This is a genomic window from uncultured Winogradskyella sp. (genome assembly GCF_947495255.1).
GTDB lineage: Bacteria > Bacteroidota > Bacteroidia > Flavobacteriales > Flavobacteriaceae > Winogradskyella.
Map to the genome: position 1 here is coordinate 18,116 of NZ_CANLYI010000011.1, position 23,042 is coordinate 41,157.

The 23,042-nt window shown below is 32.0% G+C and carries 22 protein-coding genes; 13 read left to right on the forward strand and 9 right to left on the reverse strand.

Annotated features, from left to right (window positions below; all coding sequences use genetic code 11):
- Positions 1 to 329: 329 nt before the first annotated feature.
- The 3 genes from der (at position 330) to Q0807_RS16770 (ending at position 6,940) form a co-directional block, all read left to right on the forward strand.
- A complete protein-coding gene (der, locus tag Q0807_RS16760; RefSeq protein WP_299111947.1) occupies positions 330 to 1,634 on the forward strand; it encodes a ribosome biogenesis GTPase Der in 1,305 nt (434 codons plus the stop codon).
- A 6-nt stretch (positions 1,635 to 1,640) separates the two neighbouring features.
- Positions 1,641 to 4,076, forward strand: coding sequence for a T9SS type B sorting domain-containing protein (locus tag Q0807_RS16765; RefSeq protein WP_299111949.1), 2,436 nt, complete (start codon positions 1,641 to 1,643; stop codon positions 4,074 to 4,076).
- 86 nt (positions 4,077 to 4,162) lie between these two features.
- Positions 4,163 to 6,940 carry an outer membrane beta-barrel protein gene (locus Q0807_RS16770; protein ID WP_299111951.1) on the forward strand — a complete coding sequence of 926 codons (2,778 nt, stop codon included), beginning with the start codon at positions 4,163 to 4,165 and terminating at the stop codon, positions 6,938 to 6,940.
- A gap of 29 nt (positions 6,941 to 6,969) precedes the next feature.
- Here the strand turns inward: Q0807_RS16770 and Q0807_RS16775 are convergent, their stop codons facing one another.
- The 5 genes from Q0807_RS16775 to Q0807_RS16795 are packed head-to-tail and all read right to left on the reverse strand — an operon-like array spanning position 6,970 to position 10,160.
- Positions 6,970 to 7,800 (reverse strand): YgcG family protein, encoded by an 831-nt coding sequence (locus Q0807_RS16775; protein ID WP_299111954.1) that lies wholly within the window; start codon positions 7,798 to 7,800, stop codon positions 6,970 to 6,972.
- Positions 7,800 to 8,237, reverse strand: a complete 438-nt coding sequence (locus Q0807_RS16780; RefSeq protein WP_299111957.1) for a TPM domain-containing protein — start codon at positions 8,235 to 8,237, stop codon at positions 7,800 to 7,802. Before Q0807_RS16780 ends, Q0807_RS16775 begins: the two co-directional genes overlap by 1 nt.
- An 8-nt stretch (positions 8,238 to 8,245) precedes the next feature.
- On the reverse strand, positions 8,246 to 8,845 hold the full coding sequence (locus tag Q0807_RS16785; protein WP_299111959.1) for a LemA family protein: 600 nt from the start codon (positions 8,843 to 8,845) through the stop codon (positions 8,246 to 8,248).
- A 12-nt stretch (positions 8,846 to 8,857) separates the two neighbouring features.
- A complete protein-coding gene (locus tag Q0807_RS16790; protein ID WP_299111961.1) occupies positions 8,858 to 9,187 on the reverse strand; it encodes a MerR family transcriptional regulator in 330 nt (109 codons plus the stop codon).
- A gap of 1 nt (position 9,188) precedes the next feature.
- Positions 9,189 to 10,160 (reverse strand): M23 family metallopeptidase, encoded by a 972-nt coding sequence (locus tag Q0807_RS16795; protein ID WP_299111963.1) that lies wholly within the window; start codon positions 10,158 to 10,160, stop codon positions 9,189 to 9,191.
- 131 nt (positions 10,161 to 10,291) lie between these two features.
- Here Q0807_RS16795 and alaS point away from each other — a divergent pair, with 131 nt between their 5' ends.
- Together alaS and Q0807_RS16805 are read left to right on the forward strand one after the other, a co-directional pair.
- A complete protein-coding gene (gene alaS, locus Q0807_RS16800) occupies positions 10,292 to 12,904 on the forward strand; it encodes an alanine--tRNA ligase (protein WP_299111966.1) in 2,613 nt (870 codons plus the stop codon).
- Between the two features lie 38 nt (positions 12,905 to 12,942).
- The gene (locus Q0807_RS16805; protein ID WP_299111969.1) at positions 12,943 to 13,896 is read left to right on the forward strand and encodes a GSCFA domain-containing protein; all 954 of its coding nucleotides are present in this window, start codon (positions 12,943 to 12,945) and stop codon (positions 13,894 to 13,896) included.
- 9 nt (positions 13,897 to 13,905) lie between these two features.
- Here the strand turns inward: Q0807_RS16805 and Q0807_RS16810 are convergent, their stop codons facing one another.
- The 3 genes from Q0807_RS16810 to Q0807_RS16820 all read right to left on the reverse strand — a co-directional run bounded on the left by Q0807_RS16810 (position 13,906) and on the right by Q0807_RS16820 (position 16,032).
- Positions 13,906 to 14,352: a HEAT repeat domain-containing protein gene (locus tag Q0807_RS16810; protein ID WP_299111972.1), complete on the reverse strand. Its 447-nt coding sequence runs from the start codon at positions 14,350 to 14,352 to the stop codon at positions 13,906 to 13,908.
- Between the two features lie 159 nt (positions 14,353 to 14,511).
- Positions 14,512 to 14,970 (reverse strand): pantetheine-phosphate adenylyltransferase, encoded by a 459-nt coding sequence (coaD, locus tag Q0807_RS16815; protein WP_299111975.1) that lies wholly within the window; start codon positions 14,968 to 14,970, stop codon positions 14,512 to 14,514.
- A gap of 84 nt (positions 14,971 to 15,054) precedes the next feature.
- A complete protein-coding gene (locus tag Q0807_RS16820; protein WP_299111979.1) occupies positions 15,055 to 16,032 on the reverse strand; it encodes a D-alanine--D-alanine ligase in 978 nt (325 codons plus the stop codon).
- A 162-nt stretch (positions 16,033 to 16,194) separates the two neighbouring features.
- On the opposite strand from Q0807_RS16820, the gene Q0807_RS16825 reads away from it, so the two are divergent.
- The 4 genes from Q0807_RS16825 to Q0807_RS16840 all read left to right on the forward strand — a co-directional run bounded on the left by Q0807_RS16825 (position 16,195) and on the right by Q0807_RS16840 (position 19,606).
- On the forward strand, positions 16,195 to 16,743 hold the full coding sequence (locus tag Q0807_RS16825; protein WP_299111982.1) for a PASTA domain-containing protein: 549 nt from the start codon (positions 16,195 to 16,197) through the stop codon (positions 16,741 to 16,743).
- 9 nt (positions 16,744 to 16,752) lie between these two features.
- A complete protein-coding gene (locus tag Q0807_RS16830; protein WP_299111985.1) occupies positions 16,753 to 17,790 on the forward strand; it encodes an RluA family pseudouridine synthase in 1,038 nt (345 codons plus the stop codon).
- 304 nt (positions 17,791 to 18,094) lie between these two features.
- Positions 18,095 to 18,853 carry a peroxide stress protein YaaA gene (gene yaaA / locus Q0807_RS16835; protein WP_299111988.1) on the forward strand — a complete coding sequence of 253 codons (759 nt, stop codon included), beginning with the start codon at positions 18,095 to 18,097 and terminating at the stop codon, positions 18,851 to 18,853.
- Between the two features lie 30 nt (positions 18,854 to 18,883).
- Positions 18,884 to 19,606, forward strand: coding sequence for a hypothetical protein (locus Q0807_RS16840; protein WP_299111992.1), 723 nt, complete (start codon positions 18,884 to 18,886; stop codon positions 19,604 to 19,606).
- A 28-nt stretch (positions 19,607 to 19,634) separates the two neighbouring features.
- Here the strand turns inward: Q0807_RS16840 and Q0807_RS16845 are convergent, their stop codons facing one another.
- The gene (locus tag Q0807_RS16845) at positions 19,635 to 20,174 is read right to left on the reverse strand and encodes a GNAT family N-acetyltransferase (protein ID WP_299111995.1); all 540 of its coding nucleotides are present in this window, start codon (positions 20,172 to 20,174) and stop codon (positions 19,635 to 19,637) included.
- Positions 20,175 to 20,338: 164 nt separating this feature from the next.
- Between Q0807_RS16845 and Q0807_RS16850 the strand changes: the two genes are divergently transcribed.
- The 4 genes from Q0807_RS16850 (at position 20,339) to Q0807_RS16865 (ending at position 23,038) form a co-directional block, all read left to right on the forward strand.
- The gene (locus Q0807_RS16850) at positions 20,339 to 21,145 is read left to right on the forward strand and encodes a tryptophan-rich sensory protein (RefSeq protein ID WP_299111998.1); all 807 of its coding nucleotides are present in this window, start codon (positions 20,339 to 20,341) and stop codon (positions 21,143 to 21,145) included.
- 102 nt (positions 21,146 to 21,247) lie between these two features.
- Entirely contained in the window at positions 21,248 to 22,540 is a 1,293-nt protein-coding gene (locus tag Q0807_RS16855; RefSeq protein ID WP_299112001.1) for a DEAD/DEAH box helicase, read from the forward strand.
- 47 nt (positions 22,541 to 22,587) lie between these two features.
- Positions 22,588 to 22,803 carry a DUF6500 family protein gene (locus Q0807_RS16860; RefSeq protein WP_299112004.1) on the forward strand — a complete coding sequence of 72 codons (216 nt, stop codon included), beginning with the start codon at positions 22,588 to 22,590 and terminating at the stop codon, positions 22,801 to 22,803.
- A 1-nt stretch (position 22,804) separates the two neighbouring features.
- Positions 22,805 to 23,038, forward strand: a complete 234-nt coding sequence (locus tag Q0807_RS16865) for a VF530 family protein (protein ID WP_299112006.1) — start codon at positions 22,805 to 22,807, stop codon at positions 23,036 to 23,038.
- Positions 23,039 to 23,042: the final 4 nt, after the last annotated feature.

Here is a 23,042-nt window from a genome sequence, read left to right on the forward strand (position 1 = left end):
AGCAAGTAAACAAATACAATTTTGGCTTATTTTCATCATAATAAGTTTCAAGAAAAGGGGCTAATTCTTGAGTAACCATAGGAGTTGTTGCCTTAAGATGGATGTAAATAAAAACCTTGTTTAATACAATAGATAAAATTACTAAAAATAAAGGCTCCATATTTTAATTTAATACTTGTTATCAACAGGATATTAACAATTTTTTTGTCGTTATATAGCCTAATTTTTCAATGTTAAATTGGTTTTTTGTTCTGGCTAGTTAAAAGACAATTAATAGTTAGCTAATACTAATGCTTATGTATTATCTTTGTCGTCTTAAATAAAAATAAATGAGTAATATAGTAGCTGTAGTAGGTCGCCCAAATGTTGGGAAATCCACATTTTTTAATCGTCTTATAAAAAGACGAGAAGCTATTGTTGATGCAGTGAGTGGAGTAACACGAGATAGGCATTACGGTAAAACAGATTGGAACGGAAAAGAATTTTCATTAATTGATACTGGTGGTTATGTTGTTGGAAGTGATGATGTTTTTGAAGCCGAAATCGATAAACAAGTAGAATTAGCAATTGATGAAGCTGATGCTATTATTTTTATGGTAGATGTTGAGTCTGGCGTTACAGGTATGGATGAAGATGTGGCTAAATTATTACGTAAAATAAAAAAGCCAGTTTTTTTAGTTGTCAATAAAGTTGATAATAATAAACGTTTAGAAGACGCTGTAGAATTCTATTCACTTGGGTTAGGTGAGTATTATGCAATTGCCAGTATAAACGGAAGTGGAACGGGAGATTTATTAGATGCTGTTGTAGAGGCTTTGCCAGAAAAAGAAGAAATTGAAGAAGATGAGTTACCACGTTTTGCAGTAGTAGGAAGACCAAATGCAGGGAAATCATCTTTTATTAATGCCTTAATAGGCGAGGAGCGATACATTGTAACCGATATTGCTGGTACAACTAGAGATTCTATAGATACAAAGTATAATCGTTTTGGATTTGAGTTTAATTTAGTGGATACAGCTGGTATACGTCGTAAAGCTAAAGTGAAAGAGGATTTAGAATTTTACTCTGTAATGCGAAGTGTAAGAGCTATTGAACATTGCGATGTTTGTTTGGTTGTATTAGATGCAACTCGTGGTTTTGATGGTCAAGTACAGAATATATTTTGGTTAGCAGAACGTAACAGAAAGGGTATCGTTATTTTAGTTAACAAGTGGGATTTAATTGAGAAAAATACTAAGACAGCTAAAGAGTTTGAGCAACACATAAGAAGTCAGATTGCACCTTTTACAGATGTCCCAATTGTATTTATTTCGGTGTTAAATAAACAACGAATATTTAAAGCAATTGAAACGGCAGTTGAAGTTTATAAAAATAGAGCAAAACGTATTAAGACAAGTGTGCTTAATGAGGCGCTTCTACCAATAATAGAACGTCAGCCACCACCTGCTTACAAAGGGAAGTTTGTTAAGATTAAATACATTATGCAGTTGCCAACACCACAACCTCAGTTTGCATTTTTCTGTAACTTACCACAATATGTAAAAGATCCTTATAAGCGTTTCTTAGAAAATAAATTACGTGATCAGTTTGATTTTAATGGCGTACCTGTAAGTGTATACATGAGGAAAAAATAAATTTGAATGAAAATTAATTACGCTTATATTGTTTTAATATTATTGTCGTTTAGTTTTCATGCTTACTCACAAAATTTTCCGCCTGAGATTACGATAATTGGTAATCAAATGTATTGTCAAGAGAGCTCTGTATCAATTGCGACGTCAGTTTCAATAACAGATCAAAACCCAGAGGACACAACGTTAACTGAGGTTTTTGTCCAAATTTCTGAAGGCTATGAAGTTGGTCAAGATAATATAAGTTTAGATGGTAGTCATCCTAATATATCTTCAAGTTGGAATGCAACTGAAGGTATATTAGTTCTTATAGGACCAGCTACTTTTGATGAATTTGAAGCCGCAATAGAAAGTATAGTATTTCAGACTACTCAAACCGTATTTACACAAGATAGGCAGTTTTCTGTTAATTTAGGAAATGCCAATTTCCTACCTAGCACTGGTCATTATTATTTTTATGTTGCTGCAACTAGTATTACTTGGACGCAAGCCAGAGATGCTGCAGCTTCGCAAGATTATTTTGGTTTACAAGGCTATTTAGCTACCATAACAACAGAAGAAGAATCCCAATTAGCAGGAGCACAAAGTGCAGGAGCTGGTTGGATTGGTGGTTCAGACGAAGAAATGGAAGGAACATGGAAATGGATGACAGGACCAGAAGCCGGACAAGTTTTTTGGCAAGGTGTTTCAAATGGAAATGCGCCAAATGGTATGTTTGCTTTTTGGAACGCTAACGAGCCAAATAATTTTAATCAAGAGCATTATGCACATATAACAGATCCATCTATTGGTACTTTAGGTTCATGGAATGATTTAGGAAACACAGGTGATACTAATATAAATTCGCCATATCATCCACAAGGCTATATTGTAGAATTTGGAGGTATGCCAAATGAACCTGAAATTAATTTATCTGCAAGTAGTAATTTAATTATGCCACGCGTAGCAAGTGAGAATATTACACTTTGTGGCGAAGGGCATTTTTCGCTTTTAGTTGAAACTAATGCTGCAGATGTATGGTGGTTTGAATCAGAAACATCAACAACACCTATCCATTCAGGCTTAAGTTATGATGTAAATATAAATACTTCAACCAGCTTTTGGTTGGCACCAATTGTTCAGGGTTGTACAGCAAATTCCACAAGAACTCCTTTTACAATAACTATAAATCCAATACCTAACGTTTCTAGCATTACAATTACACAATGTGAGGACAGTGTAATGGACGGTATTTCAAATTTTAATTTAAGTGATTACAATGATTCTATCGTTGTTAGCGGGTTAACTAATATCCAAGTTGAATTTTTTGAATCTATAGATTTAACAAACCTAATAAATGCAGAAAATTACACTAACATTTCTAATAATCAAACAGTTTATGCGCTTGTAACAAATACAATTACTAACTGCAACAATACCGCAGAAGTTATTTTGTCTGTTAACACAGCTATTGCAAATACAGCAACCTTAAATGTTTGTGATGATTACGAAGAATCAGGTATTGTTAATTTCGATTTAACCTTAGCAGAAAGCCAGATTTTAAATGGCGAATCATCTGATATTACAATTTTAGGTTATTATGATTCTTACAATAATGCTTTGCTTCAAATTAATGAATTAAATAACAACTATACTAATACAGAGCCTTACAATCAAACCATATTTGCTAGGTTAGAACAAAATGGCAGTTGTTATAGTATTGCCGATATAAATTTAGTTGTTGAGCATATTCCAGCTCTTTTAGAGGATGAAACAGTATACTATTGTTTAAATAGTTTTCCGGAAACTATCTCTTTGTATGGAGGAATTGTAGATGACGTTCCAAACAACTACGCTTATTTATGGTCTACAGGAGAAACAACAATTTCTATCGATGTTAATGAAATAGGTACTTATGAAGTATTTGTTACAAAACCTTTAGGTTGTACTAATAAAAGAGCGATTACAGTATTACAATCTAGTACAGCTAATGTTGAAACGGTTGATATTATAGATTTATCGGAGAATAATAGGATTTCTATAGTTGTGTCTGGCGATGGAGAATATCTGTATGCTTTAGATGACGAGAATGGTATTTATCAAGAATCCAGTACATTTAATGATGTGCCTGCAGGAATTCATGCCGTTTACGTTAAAGATATAAAAGCCAATTGTGGAATTATTTTAGAATATATTTCTGTTTTAGGGTTTCCAAAATTCTTTACTCCAAATGGAGATACAAATAACGATACTTGGCAGATAAAAGGGTTTGCTTCTGCTATTGATATTCCTGTTGTTGTAAATATCTTCAATCGATATGGTAAATTAATGGCGACTTTAAACTCACAAACTCAATCTTGGGATGGTACTCATAATGGACAGCTTATGCCAACAGATGATTATTGGTTTATAGCTGAGTTAAATGATGGCAGAATGCATAAAGGTCATTTTACTTTAAAACGATAGTTGAAATAATTCTAGGAAATTTCACACGATTTCTTAATTTAGTACGTTTTAAGATAAATCATCAATCTTCAGTCAATCAATTCATTATGCGTAAACTATTTTTAGTTTTTACTCTGCTATTTGCAATACATTCATTTTCTCAAGAAAAATCATTCGAAATTACCGGAATTCTTAAAGCTGAAGATACAACCAGTCCTTTAGAATCTGCTACCGTTTTTGTGGAGCGTATAAAGGACAGTACAATTGTATCTTATACGATATCGGATAAAGATGGAAAATTTAAAATTGAAAGTTCAACCTACGATAAAGCCCTTAATTTCTATGTCTCTTATGTGGGTTATGGTACCTATTTTAAAAAACTAATTATTGATAAAAATAAGATTGACTTAAAAACAATTTCATTAAAATTAGAAAATCAGTTAGGAGAGGTTTTTATAAAATCTACAGCGCCTATTACTATTAAAAAGGACACTTTAGAGTTTAATGTAAAATCTTTTAAGACAAAAAAGGATGCCAATGTTGAAGATTTATTAAAGCAATTACCAGGAGTAGAAGTCGATGAAGAAGGCAACATTAAAGTAAATGGCAAACCTGTAAATAAAATATTAGTTAATGGAAAACCCTTTTTTGGTGATGACCCAACAATTACAACTAAAAATTTAACCAAAGATATTATTGAAAAAATCCAGGTTGTTGATACAAAAACAAAGTCTGAAGCTTTTACAGGTGAAGAAGGGGATAAGGAGAATAAAACCATCAATTTAACTATTAAAGAAGAAAATAATAAAGGTGTTTTTGGCAGAGTAGCTGCTGGTGCAGGAACAGATGAACGTTATGAGTTTTCTGGTATGGTTAATCTATTTGATAATGACAGACGCGTTAGTGTTTTGGTAGGAGGAAATAATACAAACTCTCCTGGTTTTAGTTTTGGGGAGATTTCTAAAATGTTTGGTACTGGAGGCGGAATCAGTTTTAATAGTAATGGTTCATTTGCAATTGGTGGACGTTCTTTTGGAGGAGGTCAAGGTATTACTACATCGCAAAATGCAGGAGTGAACTATGCAGATGTTATAGGTGAAAATACAGATGTTGCAGCAGATTATTTTTTTACGTCTAGTGAATCTGAAAATGAATCATCATCTCAAAGAGAAACTATTTTATCCGATTCTAGGTTTTTTACTAATTCGAACTCTAGATCAAATAATGAAACAGATAATCATTCCTTTAATTTAGAATTTGAAATTGAAACAGATTCTACATTTCAAATAAGTATAGAACCTTCCTTTAGTTATTCAAAATCTAGAACAACCTATTATAGTGATGAGGAAACTTTAGATGAAGATTTTTTGCTAACTAATCAATCTGAGGTAAACTCTGATGTAGAAAGTTATGCTAAACAGTTTTCAAATATGTTTTCATTAACAAAACGATTTGGGAGTAAAGGTGGCTATTTAAAATTTGAATTAGAGACACGTGTTAATGATCAAGAAAATGATGACTTTTTAAATTCTAACACGGAATTTTTTGGGACTTCTCCAGAAACTATAGACCGAAATCAGTTTACAGATGGAGATAAACATAGTTTTGCGGTTTCCACAGAAATTTCATACCGATTCCCATTAATAGCAAAAAAAATGTTTTTGAATTTAGAATATGAATATGCTAAGGACAAAAATTACAATATTGAGAGTACTTTCGATTTTAATGATTTAACTCAAGACTTTACAGATTTTAGCACAGACTTAAGTACCGATTTTGAGTATACAGATTCTAGAAGTATCCCAACAATAGGAATTAATTATAGAGATAAAAAATTATCTACTAATTTTAAAATAGGATATAATATACGGACTTTACAAAATGAAGATTTATTAAGACCACAATTTAATGTAGAGCGACAGTTTAAAAATTTTGAAGCCAATTATAGGTTTAATTATAGATTTAGTCCTAAAGCATCTGTTTACGCCAATTATAGACTTAGTAATAATCCACCTGGCTTAAGACAGTTGCAAGCTTTTGAAGATGTTTCGGATCCTTTAAATACTGTAATTGGTAATCCTAATTTAGAGCCTGCTAATGGTCATAGTTTTTATGCTGGCTATAATGCATTCGACTGGCAAAAAGGGTCTGGTTTCTATGGTAACGTAAACGGTAGATTTACAAATAATCAAGTGGTTTCTAAAACAGTTGTGGATCCAGAAACGTTAAAGAGAACCACGACTTACGAAAATGTAGATGGGAATTATAATTATGGTATTTCTGGTAATTATACCAAGGATATAAAGTTGGATACTTTAAGAAGAATAAAGTTGAAATTGAGAACACGTTATAGTTATTCTGAACGTATTAATTTTAATAATGATGTAAAATATGCAAGTCAGGTGCAAAGTATTTCACCAAGACTTGGCGCAGATTTTATTTGGGATAAGGTTATGGAATTTAAACCTTATTATCAATTGAGCTATACTATTAATGCTTATGATATTGTAGCATTTGAAGATAGGGAATTTACAAGTCATACAGCAGGTTTAAGAACAGCAACTTTTTTGCCTAAGAATTTTGAATGGCGAAATGATATTAACTTTAATTACAATCCTAATGTAGCGGATGGTTTTCAGAAAAGCGCATGGTTTTGGAATTCTACATTAGCTTACAGCTTGTTTAAAGACAAAGCTTTGTTAACTTTAAAAGTGTATGATTTATTAAATCAGAATACTAATGCGAGACGCGTTGCGACGCAAGATTACATAGAAGACAGTCAAAGTACTGTTTTAAGGCAGTATTTTATGCTAAGCTTAAGTTACAAGTTTAATAGTTTAGGAAGTAAAGGAGAAACTAGTGATGATGTTTTCTTTTTTGATTAAGGGATTGTGATATGAATGGTTAAGAATAACTACCAACTTCCGCCAGCACCTCCACCAGAGAAACCGCCTCCACCGCCAAAGCCTCCTCCTCCGAAGCTTCCGCCTCCAGAGCTGCCACCAAATCCGCCTCCAAAACCACCAGTAGAAGAACCACCAGAATAGCTTCCTCGTCCCATATTACTAAGAATAATAGCTTCGAGAATACTTCTGCTATCTGAACGATTTCCTCGGTTTCCGCCATTTCCTCCACCTCGAGTTTTAGAAATAGCTATAACGAATATGATAAATATGATGAATAAAAAGATAATGACTTCAAAAGGAATGCCACTACTAGATTCTTTGGTTCGATTGTTTTTGTAGGCACCACTTAATACAGCAATAATAGCATCTGTACCTTTATCTAAACCACTATAATAATCACCTCTTTTAAATTCTGGGATGATGACATTTCTTGTTAGTTCTCCAACAATACCAGCTGTTAATCTATCTTCTACACCGTAACCAGGAGAAATCCAAATGTCACGGTCATTTATAGCTAGCAAAATAAAAACACCATTGTCTTCTTCAGTTTGACCAATTCCCCATTTTTGTCCCCATTTTGGAGTTAATAATCCAATATTTTCTCCTTTAGTTGTTGGGATAATTACTACTATGACTTCTGTAGAAGTACTATCACTATAATGTCTTAATTTTTGAGTTAATGCATTAAATTGATATTGCTGTAATGTACCTGTACTGTCAATAACAGGTGGAATATATTTTGGTTTATTAGGTATGTTGTATTGCGCATTTACAGTAAAAAATAATCCTGCAAAAATGCTTAATATGGTAGTTAAAAATAGATTCTTGAAGTTATACATTAGCCTTTAGAGATTGTATTATCAAGTTCATTAGTGTCTCCATACTTCCAAGGGAAATGAGTAGAGAGTTCTTTTCCTGCTTTGTCAATACCTTCAATCAAACCTTCTGCAAAGTTTCCAGTTTTAAAATGTGATGTAATGATGTCTCTCGTAGAATTCCAAAAATTTTCATCCACAACGTCATTAATACCTTTGTCTCCATAGATAACAAATGATTTGTTTTCTACAGCAACATATATTAATACGCCATTTTGTTGTTTGGTGTTATCCATTTTGAGGTAATGAAAAATTTCCATTGTATGCTCAAAAATATCAGTTGTGCAATTCTTTTCTATATGTACACGGATTTCACCAGACGTGCTTTTTTCGGCATTACGTATAGCTTCAACGATTCTCTCTTCGTCTTTAGAACTAAGAAAATCTTCAAGTTTAGACATCTTAAATTTTATTTAAAATCGAATTCGACATCCACTGGTTTTTCAGCACCTGCTTCTGCATCAAAATATGGCTTCTCATCAAAATTTAAAAAACCTGCGAGTATACTATTTGGAAATGTATTAACATGAATGTTATAAGGCTTTATCTTTTCGTTATAACGTGTTCTTGCAGTTTGAATAGTGTTTTCTGTACTCGTTAATTCATCTTGAAGCTTTAAGAAATTCTGATTTGTTTTTAAATCAGGATACTTCTCTACAGTAACAAGTAATCTAGATAACGCACTACTTAAACCACCCTGTGCTTGGTTGAAAGCTTTTAATTGTTCTGGCGTAATATTAGAAGGGTCAATTGTTGTTTTTGTAGCTTCAGAACGCGCTTTAATTACAGCTTCTAAAGTTCCTTTTTCAAAATCTGCAGCACCTTGTACCGTTTTAACTAAATTACCAATAAGGTCATTACGTCTTTGGTAAGAGGTTTGTACATTTCCCCATGCTTCTTTTACATTTTCATTTAATGTAACAGCATCATTATTAAAGTTTTTTCCCCAAGAATATAGTGCAAATCCTAGAAGTCCAATTATAATTACAGGAATTAGCCATTTTTTCATAATAGTTTAGTTTTAAAGTTGAGTTTTAATTTTATTTAGTTGTGCTTTTATGCCTTCAAGCTTTTCAATGATATCAAATTTATCTAGAGCTTGTTTCTTTTCTTCTTTAAGATGCGTTTTTGCACCTTCAAGTGTAAATCCTCTTTCTTTTACCAAGTGGTAAATAAATTTTAGATTCTTTATGTCTTCTGGTGTGAATTTTCGATTGCCTTTAGCATTCTTCTTCGGCTTTAATACATCAAATTCTTTTTCCCAAAATCTAATTAATGATGCATTAACTTTAAAAGCCTTGGCGACTTCACCAATTCCGTAATATCGTTTCTCTGGTAATTCTATGTGCATCTTAATCTAAAGATTGGTTTTCTAATGACGCTTTTTTAAGCAATATATCGTATTCTTCAGCAGATAAGTTACCGTAGTAAAAGTTGATTGGGTTAATACGTTCACCATCTTTAAAAACTTCGTAATGTAAGTGAGGAGCTTCAGAACGTCCTGTACTACCTACAAAACCTATTAAATCGCCACGTTTTACACGTTGATTAACTTTTACATTATACTTGTACATGTGTGCATATAAAGAAACATAACCATAACCATGGTCTATTCTAATATGGTTTCCGTAACCTGTAGAATTATTATCTGCTCGTTTAATAATTCCATTTCCAGAAGCATAAATTGGTGTGCCTCTTGGTGCTGTAAAATCCATACCAAAATGAAATTTTCTAACCTTAGTAAAAGGGTCAGTTCTATAACCATAACCAGATGCCATACGTGTTAGGTTAACATTGTTAATAGGTTGTATAGCTGGTATCGCTTCTAAAAATTTTTCTTTGTCTTCTGCTAGTTTTGCAATTTCATCTAAAGATTTGGACTGCACAACAATTGCTTTTTCTAAAATATCTAGGCGTTTATTGCTTTCTGCAATTAATTGCGAATTGTTATAGCCTTCGTATTTTTTATAACGGTTAATACCTCCAAATCCTGCTCGTCGTTGTTCAGTTGGAATCGGATTTGCTTCAAAATAAAGTCTGTAAATAGCATTGTCACGTTCTTCAACATTTTCTAATGCAGCAAATGCATCATCGGTACGTTTGTTTAATAATTCAAATTGCAATTCCATATTTTGCAATTCTCTTGCCATTTGTCGCTCTTTAGGAGACTCTATATATTGACTTGCAATAAAGAATGACAAAAAACCAAAAAGTGCTGCAGCAGTTAAAAATACCATTGCATACTTAAAAGTTGTTCTTTTCTTACGCTTTATTTTGCGGTAAGAAAGGGTTTCAGAATCATAATAATATTTTACTTTAGCCATGTTTGAATTTATACTATTTTTGCAGTTAATAAGCGCGCAAAGCAAGCATCTTATATTAGCGTAACGTTCAAATATAAAAAAATGTTTTTCATTTACGCTAATTAATTAAAAACAAGCTCTAATTTAAATATATGAAGTCTCAAGAAATCCGTTCGAAATTTTTAAGTTTCTTTGAAGGAAAACAACATCTCATTGTTCCTTCTGCTCCAATGGTATTAAAAGATGATCCAACATTAATGTTTGTTAATTCAGGAATGGCACCTTTTAAAGAATACTTTTTAGGCAACGCAGAACCAAAGAAGAATAGAATTTCAGATTCTCAAAAATGTCTACGTGTTTCTGGGAAACATAATGATTTAGAGGAGGTTGGGTATGATACATATCATCATACTTTATTCGAAATGTTGGGTAACTGGAGTTTTGGTGATTACTTTAAAAAGGAAGCGATTGCTTGGGCATGGGAACTTTTAACAGAGGTTTATGGCATTGATAAAGATATTTTATATGTCACTGTTTTTGAAGGTAGTGATGATGCTGATAAGCTTAAAATGGATACAGAGGCTTATGATATTTGGAAGCAGTACATCTCTGAAGACCGAATTTTAAAAGGTAATAAGAAAGATAATTTCTGGGAAATGGGTGATCAAGGACCTTGTGGACCTTGTAGTGAAATCCATGTAGATATTAGGTCTAAAGAAGAAAGAGCTAAGGTAGATGGAAAGACGTTGATTAATATGGATCATCCGCATGTAGTTGAAGTTTGGAATTTGGTTTTTATGGAATATAACCGAAGAGCAAATGGGTCTTTAGAAGCTTTGCCAAATAAGCATATTGATACAGGTATGGGATTTGAGCGTTTATGTATGGTTTTACAAGGTGTACAATCTAATTATGATACTGATGTTTTTACACCAATTATACGCGAAATAGAAACTATTACGGATAAAAAATATGGTAAAAATGAGGAGGTTGATGTTGCAATTCGTGTTATTTCAGATCACGTAAGAGCTGTTGCTTTTTCAATAGCAGATGGTCAGTTACCAAGTAATACAGGTGCTGGTTATGTTATTCGAAGAATTTTACGAAGAGCAGTGAGATATGGGTTTACTTTTTTAGATAAAAAAGAACCTTTAATATATCGTTTAGTTGATGTGTTGAGTAAAAAAATGGGTGATGCATTCCCAGAATTGAAAGCACAGAAACAATTAATTGAAAATGTAATTAAAGAAGAAGAAGCGTCTTTTTTAAGAACTTTAGATCAAGGTTTAGTATTATTAAATCGTATTGTTGAGGAAACAAAAGGCGATACTGTGTCTGGTGAAAAAGCCTTTGAGTTGTATGATACTTATGGATTTCCTATTGATTTAACGGCATTAATTTTATCTGAAAAGAATTTAAAGCTTGATGAAAAAGGTTTTAAAGAAGAATTAGAAAAGCAGAAAAAAAGGTCGCGTTCAGCAAGTGAAACATCAACTGAAGATTGGACGATTTTAATTGAAGATGATGTAGAAGAGTTTATTGGTTACGATACGTTAGAAGCGAATGTTAGAATAACAAGATATAGAAAAGTGACTTCTAAAAAAGATGGAGAAATGTATCAGTTGGTTTTCAACTTAACACCATTTTATGCTGAAGGCGGTGGACAAATTGGAGACAAAGGGTTTTTAGAAGATATTAGTGGTAATGTTGTTTATATATTAGATACAAAGAAAGAAAATAACGTTATCATTCATTTTACTAAAGAATTGCCAGAGCACATTAATGAGAGCTTTAAAGCTGTTGTAAATAATGAGCATAGAGCATTATCGTCTAGTAATCATACAGCAACACATTTATTACACCAAGCTTTAAGAACAATATTAGGAGAGCATGTTGAGCAAAAAGGGTCGCTGGTAAAACCAAAATCGTTAAGATTTGATTTTTCGCATTTTTCAAAAGTAACACCAGAGCAATTACAAGAGATTGAAGATTTTGTAAATGCAAGAATTGAAGGTAAATTACCATTAGAAGAAGAAAGAAATATTCCGATGGAAAAAGCTATTGAAGAAGGTGCTATGGCATTATTTGGAGAGAAATATGGTGATACAGTTAGGACGATTCGTTTTGGTAATTCTATTGAATTATGTGGTGGAATTCATGTAGAAAACACATCAGATATATGGCATTTTAAAATTGTATCAGAAGGTGCTGTTGCAGCAGGAATAAGACGAATTGAAGGAATTACCAATAAAGCTGTTAAAGATTATTTCTCTGAAAATAACGCTGCTTACCTTGAAATGAAAGGACTTTTAAATAATGCAAAAGAACCAGTAAAAGCATTAGAGAATCTTCAAGATGAAAACAACGATTTAAAAAAGCAAATTGAAGGCCTTTTAAAAGATAAAGCTAAAAATATCATAGGTGAACTTAAAAACGAATTAACCGAAATTAATGGTGTTCACTTTTTAGCTAAAAAACTAGATTTAGACGCATCAGGAATTAAAGATGTATGCTTTGATTTAGGAAGTCAGTTTGATAATTTAGTTTTATTATTTGGTGCCGAGAATGATGGGAAAGCCATTCTATCTTGTTATATATCTAAAGAGTTAGTAGCGAGTAAAGGTTTAAATGCTGGTACTATTGTTAGAGAACTAGGAAAACACATCCAAGGTGGAGGTGGAGGACAACCTTTCTTTGCAACTGCTGGTGGTAAAAATCCTGCAGGCATTGAAGCTGCTTTGGAAGCTGCTAAAGGTTATTTATAAGAATTTATATTCTGAACTTGATTTAGAATCGTTAGTAAATGAATTTACAAACTATAATACCACTAAAAAAACAACAGCATAATCAATTAGATTACAACTCTAAGATTATGCTTTTTGGTTCATGCTTTTCAGAGCATATAGGTGAGAAATTTAAGTATTATAAGTTTCAAACTACAATTAATCCTTTTGGTATTTTATTCCACCCTTTAGCGATTGAAAACCTCATTACAAAAGTAATTAATAAGGATTATTACTCTAAGGAAGACTTACATTTTCAGAATGAGCAGTGGTGTTGTTTAGAGGCACATTCTAAATTAAATCAAACTACACAAGTAGAATTGTTAGCACTTCTTAATTCTCAAATTGATGAAACTTACAACCAATTAAAAAGCGCAAGCCATGTCGTTATAACATTAGGGACAAGTTGGGTTTATAGACTAATAGAATCTGATAAAATAGTAGCTAATTGTCATAAGTTACCTCAGAAACAGTTTTTAAAAGAACTACTTTCTGTTGAGCAAATTGCAGAATCACTTGAAGCTATTATTAGTTTAGTTAAGAGCATTAATTCTAACATTTCATTTTTATTTACAGTGTCTCCCGTTAGGCATATTAAAGATGGTTTTGTTGAAAACACACAAAGTAAATCTCATTTATTAGCAGCAATCCATCTGGTTGTAGAACCTAGGGTGCAACTTTATTATTTTCCTTCATATGAAATTATGATGGATGAATTAAGGGATTATCGATTTTATAAACCAGATATGTTGCATCCAAGTAATATTGCTGTAGATTATATTTGGAAAAAATTTAAAACAGTTTGGTTAACTGATGATTCTATTAAAACATTAGAAAAGGTATCTTCAATACAAACTAGAAAATCACATCGTCCTTTTAATCCGAAATCTGAGGCACATCAAAAATTTATTTTAAAACTTCAATCAGATATTCAAAATCTACAATCAGAATTTCCTTTTTTTAATTTCGACTAGAAGTAACGGTTAACGAATAGGTTTATTAAGTCTAGCTTTTACGAGGTCAAACGATTTTTTACTTGCACGCTCCCAACGATAAATATTGTATTTTTTATCTTTTTTTACGTGTCGTTTTTCTTCTTTATCTCTAATTGTTTTAACCCAATTAAAACGTTTGTTTGTAATGGAGATAACCAAATCATCTGTGCAGCCCAACGCCTCTAAAGCATTTAATGCAGCAATAGATACATTTTGAATTTTATCATTAATAGCATTAAGTAATACAGGAATTGATGAAGGTTTGCCAACGTGTTCTAACCCTTCTGCAGCTAATTGACGTGTTTTATAATTTCCATGTTTAAGAGCATACTCTAATTTTAATACAGCATGAGCTTTAATCCATAACTTAATAGTGCGCTCTGAAGGTTGAGTTAACCTCAATTTGAAAAGCGTATATGTAAGTTGATGTAACATGAAATTAAAATGATTTATTAATTATATGTAGTTAAATATGTCTTTTTGTTACACTTTTTTGGGTTGATAAATTTGACATTCAAATGATTATTTTCAAAACAAAAAAAAACTCAAATCTATAAGAATTGAGTTTTGTTATTTTTTTAAAGAAGGAAGTTTTTATCGATTTACTCTAACACTATCTGGTACCAAAACCGTGTAGTCACCATTATTTCTTATAACATCTCTTACTATAGAAGAAGAAATAAAAGACGTTTTAGCTGCAGTTAATAAAAATACTGTTTCAATTTTAGAAAGTCTTCTGTTAGTGTGTGCAATCGCTTTTTCGAATTCAAAATCTGCAGGATTTCTTAAGCCTCTCAAAATAAATTCGGCATCAATTTTTTCACAGAAATCAATAGTTAATCCAGTGTAGGTAACAACTTTTACTTTAGGTTCATTTTCAAAAGACTTTTCTATAAAAGCTTTTCGTTCTTCTAAAGAGAACATATATTTTTTATCGGCATTGATACCAATAGCCACAACTACTTCGTCAAATAGTTTAATGCCACGTTTTATAATATCAAAGTGTCCATTTGTGATAGGATCAAATGACCCAGGGAATATTGCTCTTTTCATTGACAAAGTTTTCTTGTTCTTTTTATTTTAAAACAAATTAGTTTAACTATACAACAAATATAAGTGATAATTCATTGAAAACCTTTAGCTAGTCAATGCGTCTTCAATAGCATTTTCAAACAAATCTTTCATGCTAATACCCGCTTTGGCGGCTTGCTGAGGCAAAATACTTTCGTTAGTTAAACCAGGTACAGTATTTACTTCAAGCAAGTAAGGTTCGTCGTTTTTAAAGATAAATTCACTTCTTGAGAAACCTTTCATCTTTAAGATTTCATAAATCCTTTTTGCTTCTATGTTCACTTTATTGGCATAATCTTCAGAAATACGAGCAGGCGTTATTTCTTGAGATTTCCCTTCGTATTTAGCTTGGTAATCAAAGAAGTCGTTTTCAGATACAATTTCCGTAATAGGTAAAACAAGTGTTTCACCTTTATATGAAATGACACCAACAGAAACTTCAACACCATCTAAAAATTGCTCAATAATGATTTCATTATCCTCTTTAAAAGAGTTATCAATAGCAGTTTGTAATTCGTCCTTTTTATATACTTTAGAAATCCCAAAACTACTACCAGCTTTATTAGCTTTTACAAAACAAGGTAAACCTACTTTAGCGATAATGGCATCTTCATTAATCTGATCACCTAAATTAAGCGGGTAACTTTCAGCAGTTTTAATACCGTAAGGTTTCAAGGTCGCTAGTAAATCGCGCTTGTTATATGTTAATGCTGCTTGATACATGTGGCAACTAGTTTGCGGAATGCTTAACAGTTCAAAATAAGCTTGCATATAACCATCTTCGCCAGGCGAACCATGTATAGCATTAAAAACGCAATCGAACGTAATTTTAGTTTCATTTACTAAAACAGAAAAATCATTTTTGTCAACTGCAAATTCTTCGTCTTGGTCATTAACAAAAACCCATTTGTTTTTAAAAATATGTATACGGTAAGCATTGTATTTGTTTTTGTCTAGTTTATCAAAAACCACGTTACCACTTTTTAGGGAAATTTTGTATTCGCTAGAATAACCACCCATTATTATTGCAATATTTTTTTTCATCTTTTGTACCCAATAGCGTGGGTGTATTTTAGTTTAAATAAGCGATACCGTAAATGTATAATTTATTTTTTATAAACTAAATCGGTTGTTCATACGTATTTTATTAGCGAGGTGTTAATTTAACGCAAGAATTTCTTAGTTTTGTCAACAATTATATAGCTTATGAGTTTAGTTAAGTTTCTTACTAGTAAAGTGTTTTTTAAACAAGTAGCATTGGCCATTGTTGCTATTGTTGTTTTATGTTTTATTGCGTTAAAATGGTTAAATGTCTCTACCAACCATGGAGAGTTTGTAATAGTACCAGATTTAAAAGGGAAATCTTTAGAAACTGTAGGCATAGAATTGAAAGATTTGGACTTGGATTTAAAAATTCAAGATTCGGCAAACTACAATCCTAAATATCCTAAGTATTCTGTTATAGAGCAAAAGCCAACAGCGGGTTCTCAGGTAAAGGAAAACAGAAAGATTTATTTAATATTAAATCCTTCAGGTTACCGAAAAGTAGAAGTGCCAAATATCTTAAAATTCACATTCAGACAAGCAAAACCCCAATTAGAAGCTTTAGGCTTTACAATTGGTAAAATCACTTATAAAGATGCTATTGGAGAAGGCGTAATGTCTATGTCTCACAAAGGCAAACCTTTAAAAGCTGGCACATTATTACCTTTAACATCTAAGATCGACTTGGTGTTAGGAAACGGTAAATTATAAAATAAAATAATGCCAAATATCCCAGATATTTCAGACGCAGAAGAAAACGAACTTTATGAGCATCATGCTTTTAGAGTTGTAGCTGGTCAACAGCCATTGCGTATAGATAAATACTTAATGAATTTTATTGAAAACGCAACGCGTAATAAAATTCAAGCAGCAGCAAAAGACGGAAGTATTTTTGTGAATAATGAACCTGTAAAATCTAATTACAAGGTAAAACCTAACGATTACATTACTGTAAAGTTTGCGCATCCACCTCACGAAAACCTCTTAATTGCAGAAGACATTCCAATAGATGTTGTTTACGAAGACGATGATTTACTAGTGGTTAATAAACCAGCTGGTATGGTAGTGCATCCAGGACACGGAAACTATTCTGGTACCTTAATAAATGCTTTAATTTTTCATATAGATAATTTACCAAATAACTCAAGCGAAAGGCCAGGTTTGGTTCATAGAATTGACAAAGATACGAGTGGGTTATTAGTAGTTGCCAAAACGGAACAAGCTATGGCACATCTCTCTAATCAGTTTGCTAAAAAAACCAGTGAGCGCGAATATGTCGCTCTTGTTTGGGGAAATGTTGAAGAGGACGAAGGTATAATTGAAGGTAATATTGGTCGTCACCCTAAAAACAGATTACAAAACACCGTTTTCTTAGATGATGAAGACGAACAAGGTAAACCAGCCGTTACACATTATAAGGTTATTGAACGTTTGGGTTATGTTACGTTAGTGAGTTGTAAACTCGAAACAGGGCGTACACACCAAATCCGTGTTCATATGAAACACATTGGTCACACCTTATTTAATGACGAACGCTATGGAGGCGAACGCATCTTAAAAGGGACAACATTTACAAAATATAAGCAATTTGTAGATAACTGTTTTAAGATTTTACCAAGGCAAGCCTTACATGCTAAAACTTTAGGTTTTGTGCACCCAACAACAGGAGAGTTTATGAGGTTTCAGTCAGAAATTCCTGAAGATATCGCGCAATGTATTGAGAAGTGGAGACACTATGCTAAGCATGCTAATGATTAATTGTTTTTGGGCATTTCTCTACTTCGCAAAGGCTGCGTAGAGTCAGGCTATTCATTATATCTTTTTTATCGTTCCTCAAAAAAAGGATGCCATTTCCATCCTTAAAGCACTTTTTAAAGGGTATTGATAAAAGACTAAATTATAGCTTTCATAAAGAATAGTTGTATAACCTAAGTCTATATAGATTTAGGTTATATCGATATCAAAAAATCCTCTTAATTCAATTTCATATTAAGCCTTAAACCACGTATTTTTGAGTGTTCAATTTTTCCTTTTATAGGATATTAAAAGTGGCTTTTTTATTATGAAACTAGTACTATCACCAGCAAAATCTTTAGATTACGAAACTAAATTACCAACCACTAAAACGACGGAAAGTTCTTTTTTAGCGGAATCAGAGCGCCTAAATAAATTATTAAAAAAGAAGTCTGCTAAGAGTTTATCTAAACTAATGCATATTTCAGATAATTTAGGTCAATTAAATTACGAGCGTAATCAAGATTGGGAATTGCCATTTACAAAAGATAATGCAAGACAAGCCATTTATGCATTCAGTGGTGATGTCTATAGAGGATTAGATGCTTATACAATTGAAACTAAAAAATTAGATAAAGTTGAAGACACGGTTAGAATTTTATCTGGTTTATATGGTGTTTTAAAACCATTAGATTTAATTCAGCCTTACCGATTAGAAATGGGCACTAAAATGCCAGTTGGTAAAAACAAAAATTTATATGAGTTCTGGAAAAAGAAAGTAACAGAAGCTTTAAATGATGACTTAGAGGATGACGAACTTTTTCTTAACCTAGCAAGTAACGAGTATTTTAAAGCCATTGACACTAAAGCCTTAAAAGTGCCTGTTGTTAATGTTGCTTTTAAAGAATTTAAAAACGGACAATATAAAATCGTTGCCATATTTGCAAAATTGGCGAGAGGATTAATGACAAGATATATTATTGATACAGATGCTAAAACTATTGATGATGTTAAAGGTTTTAATCTTGAAAATTATGGTTTTAGTGAAGAATTATCGTCGGAAAATGAATTGGTGTTTACAAGATAGTTACTATCTTTATATGCCTAATTAAAATATATGCATTACTATTTAATTATTGCACTACAAGCGTATTGCATTTATCATGCTTATAAAAATCACAAACCCTATTACTGGTTTTTCTTAATATTTTTTATTCCTGTTTTAGGTTCGCTTATTTATATTATTACGCAAGTCTATAACAAGAGTGATGCAGATAAAATTCAAAGTGAATTAACTTCAATTATCAATCCAACTAAGAAAATAAAGGATTTAGAGAAGAAGCTAGAATTTTCAGATACGTACTCCAACAGAATTGAATTAGCAGATGCTTATTTATCCAATGGTGATTTTCCAAATGCTATTTTAAATTATAAGGAAACACTAAAAGATACTGCTCAAAATAATTTGTACGCACATCAGCAACTCATTTTATGCTATTTTCAACTGAAAGACTTTGTAGGTGTTTTAGATAGTTCTGAACTAATAAAAACGAAATCAGAATTTAAAGGCTCTAAGCAACAATTTTGTTATGGTTTAGCTTTAAAAGAATTAGGAGAATTAGAAAAGGCCGAATCAGAATTAAAACAAATAGATAGACCTTATTCTAACTATACTGAACGACTAGAGTTAGCAAAATTCTATATAGAAAATAATAGAACAACAGAGGGAAAGGAATTGTTAAGTGAGATTTCTACAGAATCACAACATATGACCAAACCTAATCGTCGTATTTACAGAACTACAATTGCTGAGGTAGAACGGTTGTTAAAAACACTATAGATTGCTTTAGCTGAAAATTTCAATAAAATTAGATTAGGTTGTTATCAATTTCAAAAATTAGATTTGAAGCATTATCAGTGTCTTTTCTAGATGCATTTAAATGAAAGCCGTTCTTAGTTAAAAGTCTTTTTGAGCTCTCATTTTTACAATCTGTAAAAGCTTCAATTTTATGAAGTTTTAATTCCTTGAAACCAAAGTCAATAATCATATTAAGCGCTTCGCTCATTATGCCTTTATTATGAAATTCTGGATTTAAATCATAGCCAACTTCCGCAACATCTCTGTTTTCAGAGAAATTCCATAAACAAATAGTACCTATAAGTTGAGGGTCGTTTTTTAAAGTAATTCCCCAAACAATGGATACATTATTCTCAATGTTTTTATGTTGCTTTTCTATAAAACTAAAAGCATCTTCAATAGATTTGGTTTGTCTGTGTTTAGGTCTTTTAATAAACTGATTTACTGTTTTGTCAGAGCGTAAGAAAAATATGGTTTCAGCATCAGATGCTTTAATGTTTCTAAGGAAAAGACGTTTTGAAGTTTGTATGGGAAAAGGATGAAAGTTCAATTTTTGAAGAGTTAAGTTATCTTATTATTTATGTTTATTAGAATTCTTTATATTATTGGTATTAAGGTGAATTTAGACAAAAAAATGTAAAGTCAGGTTTATAGTAAACGCAATCTATTTGTTTTTCTGATTTTTACTAACTTACAATCTAATAAACAGACGAAATGAAAAAAGCGCTTCAAATCTGTAATGGGTTAGCATTGGGTTCTACCATATTTATAAACTACCTCTCTAATACAGGCTTCATGAACAATACTACAATTGGTGAAGTGTCTAATAACTATAGATCACTGTTTACTCCTGCAGGTTATACGTTTTCAATTTGGGGAATTATATATCTTTTGTTGTTAGCATTTGCTATTTATCAAGGAAGAAGTTTATTTGTTAAGTCAAAAAATGACGATTTTGTTTTAAAAACTGGTTGGTGGTTTGTTGCCTCTTGTGTATTTAATTCGCTTTGGGTTTTTGCATGGATTTATGAATATACAGGTCTATCGTGCTTATTTATCTTTTTATTATTATTCTCCATATTAAAAATTGTCATTAATAACCGAATGGAACTCGATGATAAACCATTTCCCATCATTGTGTTTATTTGGTGGCCGTTTGTAATTTATTCAGGTTGGGTTACTGTAGCTACTATAGCAAATGTTTCGACATATTTAACTAAAATAGGTTGGGACGGATTTGGATTATCCGAAACCATTTGGACCATCATTTTAATTACAATAGCATTACTTATTAATCAATATATGATTTGGAAACGTAATATGCGCGAATTTGCAATTGTTGGTGCTTGGGCATTAATTGGTATTGGAATAGCAAATAAAATTGAGAATAATACAATAGCATTTGTTGCATTTTTAGCTGCTGCTGTTTTATTAATCAATGCTTCAATCCATAGTTATAGAAATAGAGCGACTAACCCTTTTGTGAAATTCCAAGAATGGAAAGGTTCAAGAATTTCATAATAAGGAGGCAATAAGTTAATCCAACAAAAAAATAGACGTAACTTCGCGCCAAATTAAAGGAGTGACCTAAATAAAATAGAGTTTGCTTCATAAACACTATATATGTCATTTAAATCACTAGGCCTATCTGAGCCAATATTAAAAGCAATCAGTAAAAAAGGATACGAAACACCTTCACCTATACAAGCCAAAGCTATACCTCCTGTTTTAGAAGGGAAAGATGTTTTAGCCTCTGCGCAAACTGGAACAGGCAAAACTGCAGGTTTTACATTACCATTACTTCATCTTTTATCTGAAAATCCTAAAGAGAAGTATAGACCAATAAGAGCTTTAATTTTAACACCAACACGTGAGTTGGCTGCGCAAGTTTATGCAAACGTTAAAGAATATAGCGAATTTTTAAATATTAGAGGTGCTGTTATTTTTGGAGGTGTAAACCAGAAGCCACAAGCGGCAACCATTAGACAAGGTGTTGATGTTTTGGTGGCTACTCCAGGACGGTTAATAGATTTAGAAAGTCAAGGTTTATTATCATTAAAACGTGTTGAAATATTTGTTTTAGATGAAGCTGACCGTATGTTAGATATGGGTTTTTTACGTGATATAGAACGCGTTATGAAATTAATGCCAAGTAAACGTCAGAACTTAATGTTTTCAGCAACGTTTTCTAAAGACATTAAGAAACTAGCGTATTCTATTCTTAATAATCCGGTACAAGTAGAAGCGACTCCAGAGAATACAGCTGTTGAAGTTATTGACCAGAAAGTTTATAGAGTTGCTAAAGGCAAAAAAACTGACTTAATTATAAAGTTAATATCAGATGGAAATTGGAAACAAGTTTTAGTATTTACAAGGACTAAACATGGAGCCAACAAACTCTGTAAAAAAATGATTAGCTCAGGTATTACAGCTGCAGCAATTCATGGAAATAAAAGTCAAGGTGCAAGAACCAAAGCTTTAGCTGGCTTTAAAAATGGTTCTGTTAGAGTATTAGTAGCAACAGATATTGCAGCTAGAGGATTGGATATTCCGTTATTACCTCACGTTATAAATTTTGAACTACCTAATATTTCTGAAGATTACGTTCATAGAATAGGTAGAACAGGTAGAGCAGGAGCCAGTGGTGAAGCCATTTCATTAGTAAGTGCTGATGAGACAACTTATTTAAGAGATATTGAGAAGTTGATTAACATGAAAATTGACGTGACTATTGTTGAAGGTTTCGAGCCAGATCCAAATGCATCAACAGAGCCAATAAAACCTGGTCAGAACAGAAATCAAAATAGAGGTCGAAGTAATAATAGAAATTCTAGCAGTAGAAATTCTGGAAATAATAAAAGTTCTAATAAAAGTAATAGCCGCAACCGTAGTAGAAATAACGATAGCAGACGTTAATTGATTTCTATTGTGTACAGTAGAATACTTTTTTAAGCACCAATTTTATGACGACAGTTTTAAAACAAAAGATTCTTGAGGTTTGCGATAAAAAAATTGCTCAGAAAGGGACTAATGTTGGGATTTCATTTTACGCATTTTTTAAAAATAAAAATGATAATCCAGAATTGTTAATGGAAGCCGCAACTTGGTGGATAAAAACACATCAATTAGATCATTTTGAAAAAGCGGTTAAAATTAAAGCATTAGTTAATAGTTTGTAATATGTCTACGCAACCTAATAATCCATTACATGGTGTAAAATTAGCACAAATTATCACAGATTTGGAAGCGCATTATGGCTGGGAGTATATGGGTTACCAAATTAATATTCGTTGTTTTACAGATAATCCTTCGGTAAAATCGAGCTTAAAGTTCTTAAGACGTACACCTTGGGCAAGAACAAAAGTTGAGCGTATGTATTTAGAGTATTTAAAAAAGAATCAAAAGGTGAAATAGGTAT